The sequence below is a fragment of the Streptomyces sp. YGL11-2 genome, assembly GCF_050054615.1.
Taxonomy (GTDB): Bacteria; Actinomycetota; Actinomycetes; order Streptomycetales; family Streptomycetaceae; genus Streptomyces.
This window is the reverse complement of the sequence record NZ_JBNHIN010000008.1, coordinates 127,624-140,123: the sequence shown is the minus strand read 5'-3', so window position 1 is coordinate 140,123 and position 12,500 is coordinate 127,624. Positions and strand designations below refer to the sequence as shown.

General features: G+C 73.9%; 13 protein-coding genes. 8 read left to right on the top strand and 5 right to left on the bottom strand.

The annotated features are described in order from the left end of the window. Window positions 1-37 precede the first annotated feature (37 nt). Both ACO1BR_RS12040 and ACO1BR_RS12035 read left to right on the top strand, forming a co-directional pair. Window positions 38-652, top strand: a complete 615-nt coding sequence (locus ACO1BR_RS12040; protein ID WP_426795039.1) for a hypothetical protein — start codon at window positions 38-40, stop codon at window positions 650-652. A gap of 145 nt (window positions 653-797) precedes the next feature. Beyond that, a complete protein-coding gene (locus ACO1BR_RS12035; RefSeq protein WP_159504977.1) occupies window positions 798-1,289 on the top strand; it encodes an NUDIX hydrolase in 492 nt (163 codons plus the stop codon). Between the two features lie 45 nt (window positions 1,290-1,334). Here the strand turns inward: ACO1BR_RS12035 and ACO1BR_RS12030 are convergent, their stop codons facing one another. Next, complete coding sequence (locus tag ACO1BR_RS12030) at window positions 1,335-1,889, bottom strand: hypothetical protein (RefSeq protein WP_426795038.1); 555 nt, start codon at window positions 1,887-1,889, stop codon at window positions 1,335-1,337. Window positions 1,890-2,040: 151 nt separating this feature from the next. On the opposite strand from ACO1BR_RS12030, the gene ACO1BR_RS12025 reads away from it, so the two are divergent. Both ACO1BR_RS12025 and ACO1BR_RS12020 read left to right on the top strand, forming a co-directional pair. Next, entirely contained in the window at window positions 2,041-2,907 is an 867-nt protein-coding gene (locus tag ACO1BR_RS12025) for an SDR family oxidoreductase (RefSeq protein WP_426795037.1), read from the top strand. A 214-nt stretch (window positions 2,908-3,121) separates the two neighbouring features. Beyond that, window positions 3,122-4,315, top strand: coding sequence for a 4-hydroxybenzoate 3-monooxygenase (locus tag ACO1BR_RS12020; protein ID WP_426795036.1), 1,194 nt, complete (start codon window positions 3,122-3,124; stop codon window positions 4,313-4,315). Window positions 4,316-4,482: 167 nt separating this feature from the next. On the opposite strand, the gene ACO1BR_RS12015 is transcribed toward ACO1BR_RS12020, so the two are convergent. After that, window positions 4,483-4,917 (bottom strand): CBS domain-containing protein, encoded by a 435-nt coding sequence (locus ACO1BR_RS12015; protein WP_426795035.1) that lies wholly within the window; start codon window positions 4,915-4,917, stop codon window positions 4,483-4,485. Window positions 4,918-5,195: 278 nt separating this feature from the next. On the opposite strand from ACO1BR_RS12015, the gene ACO1BR_RS12010 reads away from it, so the two are divergent. Continuing rightward, on the top strand, window positions 5,196-6,311 hold the full coding sequence (locus ACO1BR_RS12010) for a chemotaxis protein (RefSeq protein ID WP_426795034.1): 1,116 nt from the start codon (window positions 5,196-5,198) through the stop codon (window positions 6,309-6,311). 87 nt (window positions 6,312-6,398) lie between these two features. On the opposite strand, the gene ACO1BR_RS12005 is transcribed toward ACO1BR_RS12010, so the two are convergent. After that, window positions 6,399-7,712 carry a phosphoribosyltransferase family protein gene (locus ACO1BR_RS12005; protein WP_426795033.1) on the bottom strand — a complete coding sequence of 438 codons (1,314 nt, stop codon included), beginning with the start codon at window positions 7,710-7,712 and terminating at the stop codon, window positions 6,399-6,401. An 82-nt stretch (window positions 7,713-7,794) separates the two neighbouring features. Further along, entirely contained in the window at window positions 7,795-8,463 is a 669-nt protein-coding gene (locus tag ACO1BR_RS12000) for a histone deacetylase (protein ID WP_426795145.1), read from the bottom strand. A gap of 133 nt (window positions 8,464-8,596) precedes the next feature. On the opposite strand from ACO1BR_RS12000, the gene ACO1BR_RS11995 reads away from it, so the two are divergent. Further along, window positions 8,597-9,352, top strand: coding sequence for a thioesterase II family protein (locus tag ACO1BR_RS11995; protein WP_426795032.1), 756 nt, complete (start codon window positions 8,597-8,599; stop codon window positions 9,350-9,352). Window positions 9,353-9,421: 69 nt separating this feature from the next. Here the strand turns inward: ACO1BR_RS11995 and ACO1BR_RS11990 are convergent, their stop codons facing one another. After that, window positions 9,422-9,988 (bottom strand): nucleoside deaminase, encoded by a 567-nt coding sequence (locus ACO1BR_RS11990; protein WP_426795031.1) that lies wholly within the window; start codon window positions 9,986-9,988, stop codon window positions 9,422-9,424. A 94-nt stretch (window positions 9,989-10,082) separates the two neighbouring features. On the opposite strand from ACO1BR_RS11990, the gene ACO1BR_RS11985 reads away from it, so the two are divergent. Together ACO1BR_RS11985 and ACO1BR_RS11980 are read left to right on the top strand one after the other, a co-directional pair. Continuing rightward, the gene (locus tag ACO1BR_RS11985) at window positions 10,083-11,069 is read left to right on the top strand and encodes an antibiotic biosynthesis monooxygenase (RefSeq protein ID WP_426795030.1); all 987 of its coding nucleotides are present in this window, start codon (window positions 10,083-10,085) and stop codon (window positions 11,067-11,069) included. 39 nt (window positions 11,070-11,108) lie between these two features. Beyond that, window positions 11,109-12,491 (top strand): FAD-binding oxidoreductase, encoded by a 1,383-nt coding sequence (locus ACO1BR_RS11980; protein WP_426795029.1) that lies wholly within the window; start codon window positions 11,109-11,111, stop codon window positions 12,489-12,491. The last annotated feature ends 9 nt before the right edge of the window (window positions 12,492-12,500 follow it).

Sequence of the window (12,500 nt, the reverse complement as noted above, 5' to 3'; positions counted from 1 at the left end):
GCTGCCGTAGCGTGCGAAGGCGCGTACGCTGCGTCCCATGAGGGACCACCCCCACGAGGGGGCAGCAGCCCCCGATCGCCACGGCTCCGCGGACGGCGCGGCCGGCGGCGCACCTCGCTCCGGCGGCTCCGGTGCGGAGATCCCCGAGGTCTGGCACGGCACCGCCACCAACCGCATGCAGTGGCTGCTGGCCGTCGTGGGCGCGGCCTGCCTGGCGCTGGGCGTCGCCCTCGCCGTCGAGAGCACCTGGACCTCGGGCCTGGCGCCGCTGGTGATGTCCGTGGTCGGCTGTGTCGCGGCCGGCCTACTGGTGCTCTTCGGCACCCTGGCCTTCGTCCATGTCGCGGTCCGGGTCGACGACGACTGCCTGGAGGTCCGGTGCGGCCACATGGGAGTGCCGCGGCGCCGGATCCCGCTGGACACGGTCGTCGGCGCCGACGTCGATCCCCGGGTCACCCCCCGCCACTGGGGCGGCTGGGGCTACCGCTGGCGTCCCGAGCAGGGCACCGCGGTGGTCGTACGCCGCGGGGAGGGGATGGTGCTCCGGCTCGGTGACGGGCGGACGTTCACCGTCACCGTCGATGACGCGGAGGGCGCGGTGCGCTGCGTCCGCGAGCGGCTGCGGCTTCGCCGGCCGACGTCGACGGCGTGACCGGCCCGGCCGCGCGCCCCTGAAGACGTGCCTGATAGGTGCCTGATACGCGCCCGGCGTCCCGGCGGGTGTCCGGCCGCGGCTGGGCGTCCGCGATCCCGGTTCGCGGCGGGGATCCGCCCACCGGGTCCCGTAGGGTCGACGCATGGCAACCCCCGAATTCATCCGCGAACTCCGGAGCTCCATCGGCCGGCAGCTGCTGTGGCTGCCCGGGGTGAGCGCGGTCGTCTTCGACGGCGACGGCCGGGTGCTGCTCGGCAAGCGGGCCGACACCGGCGGCTGGTCGATCATCGGCGGCATCCCCGAGCCCGGTGAGCAGCCCGCCGAGACGGCGACGCGCGAGGTGTACGAGGAGACCGCGGTGCGGGTGGTGGCCGAGGACGTCGTGCTCGTCGAGACCATGCCGCCGACCGAGTACCCCAACGGCGACGTGTGCCAGTTCATGGATGTCACGCTGCGCTGCCGGGCGGTCGGCGGCGAGGCGAGGGTCAACGACGACGAGTCGGTGGAGGTCGGCTGGTTCGCCCTCGACGCCCTCCCGGAGCTGGACGGCTTCGCGCTGACCCGGATCAAGAAGGCGGTGGAGGCCGGGCCGACGTGGTTCCACGGCATGGGGGAGGAACTCGCGGTTCCCTGAGGGGCCGGGGCGGCCGGCGGCGTGGCGTCGGTGCCCCGCCGCGCCCTACAACTCGGTCGTCGACGGCCGTGCTACCGGGGTCACGGAGTCATCGGGCAGGCTGGGCAGTTGGGAGGCGCCCGGAGGACCGCCGGGGCCGCCGTCCCGCCCGGTCGACTCCTCCGTGTGCATCTCCCGCTTGTCCTTGCGGCAGCTGGTGATCCAGGTGCCGGTCGGCCCGCTCTCGTACTGGCACAACCAGCCCCGGACGGCGAGCGCACCGCGGTTCGCGCGTGACGGGGGCGCCCGCAGGAAGAACTCGGCCATCACGTCGTGCGCCTCCGAGCAGCCGACCGTGCCGCCCGCGCCGGGGTCGGCGAACAGCGCGACGCCGTGCGCCCGGCCCAGCGCATCGGCGATCTCGCCGCAGCTCACCGGCTGACCGGGAACGGTGGGCGACGCCGGGTCCGGCGGGCCGCCGCCGGAGCTCTGCGGACCCGGACCGCCGCCCGGTGCGCCGGCCGACGAGGCGGCGGTGGACGTCTCGCCGTCCTCTCCCGTCCCGCACCCCGCCGCCGTGAGAGCGAGCAGCACCGTCGGCGCGATGATGAGCCTCCGCATGGTCGGCCTCCTTGTGGCGGCGGTGCGCAGACGGCACGCCGCGTCGTTCGACGCTAGGAGCCACCAGGGGGGCGAGGCGATCCGGGGCGGCCGTTCGAGTGAGTCCGCGGATCGCCCTCCTGAGGGCCCGGATCCGCTCCAGGGTGCGGGCATGACTGCGATCAGCGGCCCCGGAACGCCGGACTTCCCGGGCCGGCCGCCCTCCGGTTCCCCGGGCTCTCCGGGTTTCGCGGGTTTCGCGGGTTTCCCGGCTTTCCTCGATCTGCGCGGCCGGACCGCGCTGGGCACCGGCGCCGCCAGCGGCATCGGGCGGGCCTGCGTGCTGCGGCTGGCGGCGGCCGGTGCCACGGTCCGGGCGGTGGACCGGGACGCCGCCGGACTCGCCGGGCTGCCGGCCGCCCTCCCCGGTGGCGCGCCGGGCCGTATCGAGCCCCGCCCGCTGGACCTCACCGACCTGGCCGCCGCCGAGCGGGCCGCGGCGGGCAGCGACGTGCTGGTCAACAACGCGGGCATCCAACTCGTGCGGCCCATCCAGGACTTCTCGCCCGAGGTGTTCCACGAGGTGCTGACCGTCATGCTGGAGGCGCCGTTCCGGCTGCTGCGCGGGGCGCTGCCCCCTATGTACGGGCAGGGCTGGGGCCGGATCGTCAACATCTCCTCCGTGCACGGGCTGCGGGCCTCGCCGTTCACGTCCGTGTACGTCGCCGCCACGCACGGTCTGGAGGGCCTGTCGAAGACCGCCGCCCTGGAGGGCGCCGCGCACGGCGTGACCAGCAACTGCGTGAACCCCGGATACGTGCGGACGCCCCTCGTGGAGCGCCAGATCGCCGACCAGGCCGCCGCGCACGGCATCCCCCGGGAACGCGTACCGACCGACCTCCTGCCGGCCGATTCCACCCTCAAGCGGCTGCTCGAACCGGAGGAGGTCGCCGAGGCGGTCGCCTGTCTCTGCACCCCGCAGGCGTCGTTCGTCACCGGGACGTCGCTGGCGATGGACGGGGGATGGACGGCGCACTGAGGGGGCGCGCCCGCGTCGCCGGGGCGCGGCGGACCCCTTCCTACCGGTGGGTACCGGGGTGCTCGGCGAACAGTTTCGGCCAACCGCCATACTGCGAGCGATCTTGCTCCCCGTGCGAAGGGAACCGCCCGCCGTGTCCGCACCCTCGTCCTCCCACCCGCCCGCCGGGCCTTCTGAGCCTTCCGAGCCGTCCGCGCCGCCTGGGCCGTCTGCGGTGCCGGGGAGTTCCCGTACCTCCGTCGTCATCGTGGGGGCCGGGCCGGCCGGTCTGACCGTGGCGAACGTCCTGCGTGCCGCCGGTGTCGACTGCGTGCTACTGGAGGCGGAGAGCCGGGAGTTCATCGAGCGTCGCCCGCGCGCCGGGTTCATCGAGGAGTGGGCAGTCCGCGCGCTGGCCCGGCAGGGGCTGGCCGGGCGGCTGTTGGAACGGGCCGAGACCCAGGCGGAGTTCGAGTTCCGGTTCGGCGGGGAGCGGCACGCGATACGGACCGCGCGGCTGTCGGGGCGGCGCCATTTCGTCTATCCGCAGCCGCTGTTGGTGAGCGACCTCCTGGCGTCGTACGTGGAAGGGGCCGGCGGCCGGGCCCACTTCGGGGTGCGGGACGTGCGGTTGCACGACGTCGACGGGAGCGCGCCCGCCGTCTCGTACCAGGACCCGGGGACGGGGGAGCGGCACCGCCTGGAGTGCGACATCATCGTGGGGGCCGACGGGGCGCGCGGGGTGTGCCGGTCGGCGATACCGGCCGAGCGGGCGGTGCTCACGCGCTACGACCACGGCGTGGCCTGGCTGGCGGTCCTCGCCGAGGCGCCGCCGTCGGCGGACGGGGTGGTCTTCGGGATCCACGAGCGGGGGCTCGGCGCGCACATGGCGCGCAGCCGCGAGATCACCCGCTACTACCTGGAGGTGCCGTCCGGCGACGGCGCCGGGGACTGGCCGGACGAACGGGTCTGGGAGGAGCTGCACATCCGGCTCGCGGCCCGCGGCGCCCGGCCGCTGACCGAGGGGCCGCTGTCCGAGAAGACGGTCCTGGACATGCACAACTACGTTGTGGAGCCCATGGCGTACGGCCGGCTGTACCTGGCGGGGGACGCGGCGCACCTGGTCGCGCCGATCGCGGCGAAGGGGATGAACCTCGCGATCAACGACGCGCTGCTGCTCGGCGAGGCGCTGATCGCCCACGCCAAAGGCGACGACCGCGGCCTGGCCGGCTATTCGGAGGCGTGCCTGCGGCGCGTGTGGCAGTACCTGGAGTTCTCGCAGTGGCTGTCCGAGGTGCTGCACGGCGCCTCGTCCGGCGATCGGTTCCGGGCGGGGACCGCCGCGGCGCGGCTGCGGCGGCTGCTGGGGTCGGAGTCCGCGGCGAAGGCGTTCGCCGGGCTGTACATCGGCGAGGAGTCGGATCTGTAGGTGACGCCGGGGCGGTGGGACGCCGGGTCGGTGGGACGCCGGGTCCGCGGCGCACCGGTTCCGGGGTGCGCCCGATTCGCGGCGCCGGCAACGGAGTTGCCGGGCGGCCGTCGCGCGACCGGGTGCGGGGGTACGGGTGCGGTGCGCTCGGCCGCGGTTCGGCGGCGCTAGGCGGTCGCGTAGACGCGGGTGGCGAACTGCGCGACCTGGGCGTCGGAGAGGTGCTTCGCGAGGTCGGCCTCGGAGATCATCCCGATCAGCTGGTGGCCGCCCTTGACGTCGATCACCGGGAGGCGCTTGATCCGGTGCTGCTCCATGGTGCGCAGCACGTCGGCGGCGTCCGCCTCGGCGTCGATCCAGTGGAGCTTCTGCTCCAGGGTCCCGGCCTGCACCGTCGCCGGATCGATGCCCTCGGCAATGCACTTGATGACGATGTCACGGTCGGTGACCATGCCCGCCAGCCTGTTGTTGTCACCGCAGATGGGCAGGCAGCCGACCTTCAGGTCACGCATCATCTTCGCCGCGTCGAGCAGAGTCTGGTGCGCGCCCACACACTGCACTCCGCCGGTCATGATGTCCCGGGCTCGCTGTTTGCTGGCCATGATTCCTCCCGCCTTCGGAGCGTGGTCGACGTTGCGTCGTTGCTTCGATGACACCACGAATGGCGCATGCTCGCTTCCGGGGCCAAAGGGGGTCCCGGACCGGTTCCCGGAGGGCCCGCGCTGCTGCTGCCACACCGGGGAATCGGGCATATCGTTCATAGTGTGGTCGGGTGCGGGGGTAGCGGACCGGGAGAGGCGGACGGTGCCGTGCGGGGGCGGTGCGCGTACGGCCGACGGTGTGTCCCCGTGCGAATCCACTCGCGGAAAGAAGGGTTCCGATGCATGCTGCGCTCAGCTCTGCCGACCTCGCCAAGCTCCGGCGGCAGCGGCCCTATCCGGCCGTGACGGTCCTCATGCCGACGCATCGCCGGGAGCCGGACAACGCACAGGACCCGGTCCTGTTGCGCAACATGATGGCCGAGGCCAAGGAGCAGCTCCAAGCCGATCCGGACATCAGCAGGGACCGACGGATCGACGTCATCGAGCAGTTGGACCAGGCCCTCTCGGAGATCGACCTGACGCACGCCGAGGACGGGATGGCGGTCTTCGCCGCGCCGGGCGAGCACCAGGTGTGGTCGCTGGGCCGTACGGTGCCCGCCCGTGTGGTGCTCTCGGACACCTTCCTGACCCGCAACCTGGTCGCCGCGCAGGCCGCCGAGCGGCCGTTCTGGGTCATGGCGCTCTCCGCCGGCCGGATCTCCCTGTGGAGCGGTGCGGCGGATCGCGTCACCGAGGTGCACCGGGGCGGCTTCCCGCTGACCCGCAGCCTCGTCGACCCGGACGCGGAGAACCAGGAGCAGGTCGGTGAGATCCCCAGCACCTTCAGCGACGAGCACACCCGCCAGTTCCTGCGGGAGGCGGACACGGTGATGAGCGCCGTCCTCAAGTCCGACCCGCGGCCGCTGTACGTGGCCGGCGAGGCGGCCGCGCTCGCCCTGCTGGACGATGCCGGCACCGTCCTGCGCGGCGCCAAGGGCGCCAAGGGGGAGGTCACGCAGGTGCCGCAGGCGGGGCTGGCGGCCGGACCGCCCGACGCGGTGTGGCAGGCCGTACGCCCCTACGCCGAGAAGCGGGCGGCCGGTGAGGTCGAGGAGGTGCTGGCCGAACTGGACCGGGCGCGCGGGCGCCGGGCGTTCGCGGCCGGGGTCGACGAGATCCGGCAGAACGTCACCACCGGCCGGGTCGCCCTGCTGGCCGTGGAGGAGAACTACCGCGAGACGGTGCGGGAGACCGGCGGCCATCTGACACCGGCGGAGCCCGGCGAGCGGGACGCGGTGGACGACATCGTCGACGAGATCGTCGAACGGTCCCTGGACACCGGCGCGGAGGTGCGGTTCGTACCGGACGGCACGCTGGCCGAGGTGGGCGGCATCGCGAGCGCGTTGCGCTACTAGTGCGCCGCGGTGTCGGCCACGGACCGGCCGACGGCGGTCGAACGGCGGTCAACGGGTCATCCGTCGACCGCCGTTCGCCGTCCGGCGTCAGGCCGGTTGCATCCGGAAGTGGCGGGTGAACCAGTCGCGGGCGAGGACGCAGACCCGGTCCAGGGCGCCGCGCTCCTCGAAGAGATGCGTGGCGCCGGGGACGATTTCGAGCGTGTTCTCGCAGCTCAGCGCGGACTGCGCCTGGCGGTTGAGGTCCAGCACCAGGGTGTCGTTGCCGCCGACGATCAGGAGGGTCGGCGCCTCTACGGAGCCGAGCAGCGAGCGGCCCGTGAGGTCGGGGCGGCCACCGCGGCAGACCACGGCGCCGATGTCCGCGTCCGGGTAGGCGGCGGCCCGCAGTGCGGCGGCGGCTCCGGTGCTGGCGCCGAAGTAGCCGATGGGCACGGGCGCGCGGGCGCGCAGCCAGCGGGTGGCGTCCGCGAGCCGGCGGGCCAGGGTGTCGATGTCGAAGACGTTGGCCCGGTTGGCCTCCTCGGCCGGGGTGAGCAGGTCGAAGAGCAGGGTGCCCAGGCCCGCGCGGTTGAGGGCCGCGGCCACCGCGCGGTTGCGGGGGCTGTGCCGGCTGCTGCCGGAGCCGTGGGCGAACATCACGATCGGCGCGGTGGCGGTGGGCCGGACGAGATCCCCGGTGAGCCGCACCGGGCCCGCCTCGATCCGCACCTCCTGCTCGGTCGGCACGCTCGCCGGCGTTCCGGACGCGGCACGCGCGGCCGGGCCGGCCGCGGCCTGGGCCAGGAGGGAGACGACCTCGTCGTCCGAGGTCTGGGAGAAGTCCTCGTACCACTCGCCGACCGCGGAGAACGCGTACGGGGTGGAGAGGCAGACGATCTCGTCCGCCTTGCTGCGCAGGCGCTCGGCGGCGTCGGGCGGCGCCACGGGGACGGCCAGTACGACACGGGCCGCGCCCTGGGCGCGTACCACCTCGCAGGCGGCCGCCGCGGTGGCGCCGGTCGCGATGCCGTCGTCGATCACGATCGCCGTCCGGCCCTCCAGCGTCAGCCGCGGCCGGCCGGCCCGGAAGCGGGCGGCCTGCCGGGCGAGTTCCGCCGCTTCCTCGCGCTCCACGGAGGCGACGTCGGACTGGTTGATCCGGCCCCGGCGGATGATGTCGTCGCTGATGACGCGTACGCCGCCCTCGCCGATGGCGCCGAATCCCAGCTCGCGTTGATACGGGACGCCGAGTTTGCGGACGACGATCACGTCGAGGGGGGCGTCGAGCGCCTGGGCCACCTGATAGGCCACCGGGACGCCGCCACGGGGCAGGCCCAGGACGACGGGATCCTCGCTCTCCAGGTGGCGCACGGCCTCGGCGAGGCGGCGTCCGGCGTCCGCGCGGTCAGTGAACAGCACGATGTGCACCCCCTACCCAGGGGAGACGGAAGCCACGTCCACACCTAGTTCGAAATAACCCCACATCGCGTCATTGCGCAAGTCAGAGCAGGGCGACGATCTCCGGGACCGACCACCGAGCGTCCACCCCCGGACACGCGGCGAGATATTCCGCGGTGCGTTGCCGGGTCCAGCCGTGGGTGGCCGTGATCCCGGCGGCGATATGGCGCAGATAGGCGGGGGCGGGCGGGTTCGGCGGGACGTCCGCGCTGCGCCAGGGGGCGGTGAAGGTCAGCACCGGGTGCCCGTCGAGCCGGCCGGGGCAGACCAGGGTCTCGTACCGGCCGGGGCCGAGGCGGGCGCGTCCGCGGGTGAGGACCGGTGTGAGGTCGAGGTCGCCGGACGGCTCGCGGTACATCTCCTGCGCGGCGATGTCGGAGAACTGAGAGAGCGTCAGGAGGTAGGCATGGGCCGGGAGTTCGCCGTCCGCGTCAGCGTCGTAGAAGGCCCGGCCGCCGGTCCACAGCGCGGATTCGGTGGCGAAGTACAGCCGGCCGCGGAGGAGCACGGGCGCGCTGCGCGCGGGACGGCGGGGGTCGCGGCAGCCGGGGTGGTCGCGCTCGCCGCCGGGCGGACGGCCGCCGGCGAGGTAGTGGCCGAGCCTCTCGGGGTGCATGTTGGACCCGTAGGCGGCGTACCAGACCAGGGGGGCGGGGGCGGTACCGGCCGCGTACCGCCCGGGCTCCCGGGGTTCCAGGGCGCGCGGGGTCATCACGTGTCCACGGTATCGCCGCGGGTCGCCGGGGCGACCGGGGAGCCCGCAAGCGGCCCGGACCGCGCGCTGTGCGGCGGGGGAGCGGGCGCCGGTTGATCGGTCCCCCGGCGGGCTGATAGACCTCCTGTCCGTGGCTACTACCAGCGAGAACAGCAACCGGTGGATCCGCCGGTTCCGGCCGGCCGACGACGCGCCGTGCGGATTGGTCTGCTTTCCGCACGCCGGGGGCTCGGCGACGTTCTACTACCCGGTGGCGCAGGCGCTGTCCCCGCAACTGGACGTGCTCGCCGTGCAGTACCCGGGCCGCCAGGACCGGCTGTCCGAGCCGTGCCTGGAGGACATCCACGAGGTGGCCGAGCAGGTCAGCGCGGCGCTGGAGCCCTGGGCCGGCCGGCCGCTGGCGCTCTTTGGCCACAGCATGGGCGCCACCGTCGCCTACGAGGTCGCCAGGAATCTGGAGCGGGCCGGCAGGCCGCCGCTGGGCCTGTTCGCCTCCGGGCGCCGCGCCCCGTCCCGGCACCGCGACCTGTCGGTCCACCTGCGGGACGACGACGGACTGGTCGCCAACCTCAAGGAGTTGAGTGGCACCGACGACGCGGTGCTCGCCGACGAGGAGCTGCTGCGGATGGTGCTGCCGGCGGTCCGCGCGGACTACAAGGCCGTCGAGACCTACCGCCATCGCGAGGGGCCCCGGCTGAGCTGCCCGGTCTCGGTCCTCGTGGGGGACAGCGATCCGGTCACCACCCCGGAGGAGGCGGACGCCTGGCGCGAGCACACCACCGGCCCCTGCGAGCTGACGGTGCTCCCCGGCGGCCACTTCTACCTCAACTCCCAGGCGGAGGAGGTCAGGAAGGTCATCGTGCGCGACATCGGGAGCTGGGCGTAGGGCGGCCCGGGTGCCCGTGTGTGGGGGCGGCCGGACCGGCTCCGCCCGCCGCGGGGCCGGCCGGGCCGGTCAGTACGCGTGGTGGTTCACCCGGTGCGACCACGCCTCGTAGGCGCCGGCGCCCAGCTCGGGGTAGATCTGCTGGATCTTGATCCGGCGCTGGTCCAGCGGCTTTTGGAAGTCCTCGTACTGGTACGAGTCGTCGAAGCCGATCCGCCGGGTGTCCTCCAGGCTGCAGCTGAAGTAGACCGCGTCCAGCCGGGACCAGTAGATGGCGCTCATGCACATCGGGCAGGGGGCGCCGCTGATGTAGATCGAGCAGCCCCGCAGCATGCGGGCGCGTTCCGGCACCGGGTCCGGCGAGCCCTCGGGCCGGGGCACGTACTGCAGGGTGCTCTCGTTCTGGTGCTCCTCGGAGATTGACGGCGCCTCAGGGTTGAGCATCTGCACGGCCTTGCGGATGGTCTCCACCTCGGCGTGCGCGGTGGGGTCGCCGGTCAGCAAAACGCGGTTCTGCCCGCGGGCGACGATCTGGCCGTCGCGGGCGATGACCGCGCCGAACGGCCCGCCCCAGCCCTTGTTCACGGACTCCGTGGCGAGCCGCACCGCCTCGGCGATCAATTCCTTCGCTTCCATTGCCACGTCTCCGATCGGCCTCTGATCCTTGATGGAAAGGTCAAGCATTTGCCCCATTTGCTGCTTAATTCGCTTTTGTACTACGCTACTCCAGGTGAGTGCCCGTGCAAGCCGTCGCTCGGCGGCCGACAGCGCCACCGTGGTGACCTCGCAGAAGGTGCGTGAAGGCCGGACCGACGAGTACCAGCGCTGGCAGGAGCGGACCAACGAAGCCGCTCGCGCCTTCGACGGGTTCATGGGCGCCGAGGTGTACCCGCCCGCGGCCGGCGCGGCCAACGAATGGGTGGCCGTCTTCCGCTTCGCCGGCATCGAGCAGCTGACCGCCTGGCTGGACTCCCCGCGCCGGCGGGAGCTGCTGACCGAGGGCCACGAGCTCTTCGAAGGCTCGCCGACGCTGGAGGTGCTCCAGGGCGGCACCCCCGAACCGGCGCCGCAGGAGGCCGTCACCGCCGTCATCTCCCATGACGTGCGCCCCGGTTGCGAGCAGGGCTTCCTCAAGTGGCAGGAGAAGGCGCTCAAGGCCCAGGAGAAGTCGCCCGGTTACCTGGGGTCCGAGCTGTTCCAGCCGGTGCGCGACGTCCAGAAGCACTGGGTGGTCGTCTTCCGGTTCGACACCCGCGAACACCTCGACGACTGGCTGGAGTCCGACACCCGACGAGCGCTCCTGGACGAGGGCCGCGCCTACTTCGCCTCGTACGACGTGCGCAAGGTCGACTCGGCGTTCAGCGGCTGGTTCCGCTTCGAGCGCCGTACGGACTCCGGGGCGCCGCCCAACTGGAAGCAGGCCATGTCGGTGCTGCTGGCGCTCTACCCCACGGTCATGGTGCTCACCCTGACCTTCGGGGTGGAGCTGGGGCGGCTCGGCCTCCCCGTGTACCTCGCCCTGTTCTTCAGCAACGTGCTCAGCGTCAGCGCCCTGACCTGGCTGCTGATGCCGCTGGTCAACCGGGCCCTGGCCTTCTGGCTGGCGCCCGGCCGGGCCCGGGGCCGCCCGGTGCACCTCGCCGGGGTGCTGGTGGTGCTCCTCGGCTATCTGCTGTCCGTCGTCGTCTTCGGGCTGATCACCCATGCCGTGCGCTGAGCTGCGGCCGACCGCCGGCCGCACCGGGAGGAGAGCGAGATGCACCCACCGGCAGCCCCGCCCGCGGGAGGCCCCGGCGGCACCCTGATCCGCCGCGGCGACCCCGGCTACCCGGCCGCCCGCGAGGGCGCGGTGTGGAACGTGCGCACACCGCGGCGGTTCCCCGACGCCATCGTGCGGGCCGCCACGGAAGCCGACGTCGCGCACGCCGTCCGCTACGCCCGGGACCGGGGACTGCGGGTCGCGATCCGCTCCGGCGGGCACAACTGGTCCGGTACCCCGCTGCGCGACGGCGGCCTGCTGATCGACCTCTCCGGGCTGCGCACGTGCACCCTCGGCGCCAGCGCCCCGCCGACGGCCGACGTGGGCCCCGCCGCCACCGGAGCGGACCTGGTCGCCGCGCTCACCCCCGCGCACCTGGCGTTCCCGGTCGGCCACTGCCCCAGCGTCGCGGTCGGCGGCTTCCTGCTCAGCGGCGGGCTCGGCTGGAACTCCCGTGCCTGGGGGGCCTCCTGCGCGGACGTCGTCGGGATCCGGGCGGTCACCGCCGACGGCCGCACGGTCACCTGCACCGAGACCGAGCACCCCGACCTCTTCTGGGCCGCGCGGGGCGCCGGCCCCGGCTTCTGTGCGGTCGCCACCGGCTTCCGCCTGGCCCTGCACCCCCACCCGGGCGCCATCCTGACGACCGTCCTCACCTTTCCGCTGGCCGAGGTCGCTCCCGTGGCGGACTGGGCGGAGCGGACCGCGCGCGGGCTGCCGCCGTACGTCGAGACGGCCCTGGTCCTGCTGCCCGCCGGGGCCGGGCCGGCCCCGGCCGGCCCCCGGATCACCGTCTCGGCCACCGCGTTCGCCGCGACCGCGGAGCAGGCCAGGCAGGCGCTGGAGCCGTTCACCCGCTGCCCGTTCGGACAGCGCGCCGGCACCGTGCAGCCGCCCGGGCCGACCTCGTTCGCGGCCCTGCACCGGGGCGCGGAGGCCCTCTGGCCGCCGGGTCACCGCTACGCGGCGGACACCCTGTGGTCCGCGGACGACCACGCGACCCTGCTGACCCGGGCCGCGGGCGCGGTGGCCCGCGCCCCCTCGCCCGCGTCCCTCGTCCTGTCACCCGTCCAGCCGGTCTCCCCGGATCCGGTGCTGCTGCGGAACATGGCCTTCGCCCCGCTCGGCGCCTCCTACCTCGTCGGTTACGCGGTCTGGGACCTCCTGGCCGACGACGGCCTGCAGACCCGCTGGCTGCGGGGGCTGATGGCCGACGCCGACCCGGACGGCACCGGCCGCCGCTACATCGCCGAGGCGGATCTGGAGGCCGGCGCCGACCGGGCCCGGCGCGCGTACCCGCCCGCGCACTGGGACCGGCTCCAGGAGATCAAGGCAGAGTGGGACCCGGAGAACCGCTTCCACTCCTACCTCGCCCCATAGGGGCAGAAG

Bases quoted from the DNA above. Each gene is read 5' to 3' on its own strand.
- ACO1BR_RS12010 (WP_426795034.1), top strand. From the start codon at position 5,196: ATGCATGCTGCGCTCAGCTCTGCCGACCTCGCCAAGCTCCGGCGGCAG.
- ACO1BR_RS12015 (WP_426795035.1), bottom strand. From the start codon at position 4,917: ATGGCCAGCAAACAGCGAGCCCGGGACATCATGACCGGCGGAGTGCAG.
- ACO1BR_RS12000 (WP_426795145.1), bottom strand. From the start codon at position 8,463: ATGACCCCGCGCGCCCTGGAACCCCGGGAGCCCGGGCGGTACGCGGCC.
- ACO1BR_RS12035 (WP_159504977.1), top strand. From the start codon at position 798: ATGGCAACCCCCGAATTCATCCGCGAACTCCGGAGCTCCATCGGCCGG.
- ACO1BR_RS12040 (WP_426795039.1), top strand. From the start codon at position 38: ATGAGGGACCACCCCCACGAGGGGGCAGCAGCCCCCGATCGCCACGGC.
- ACO1BR_RS11980 (WP_426795029.1), top strand. From the start codon at position 11,109: ATGCACCCACCGGCAGCCCCGCCCGCGGGAGGCCCCGGCGGCACCCTG.
- ACO1BR_RS11990 (WP_426795031.1), bottom strand. From the start codon at position 9,988: ATGGAAGCGAAGGAATTGATCGCCGAGGCGGTGCGGCTCGCCACGGAG.
- ACO1BR_RS12030 (WP_426795038.1), bottom strand. From the start codon at position 1,889: ATGCGGAGGCTCATCATCGCGCCGACGGTGCTGCTCGCTCTCACGGCG.
- ACO1BR_RS12025 (WP_426795037.1), top strand. From the start codon at position 2,041: ATGACTGCGATCAGCGGCCCCGGAACGCCGGACTTCCCGGGCCGGCCG.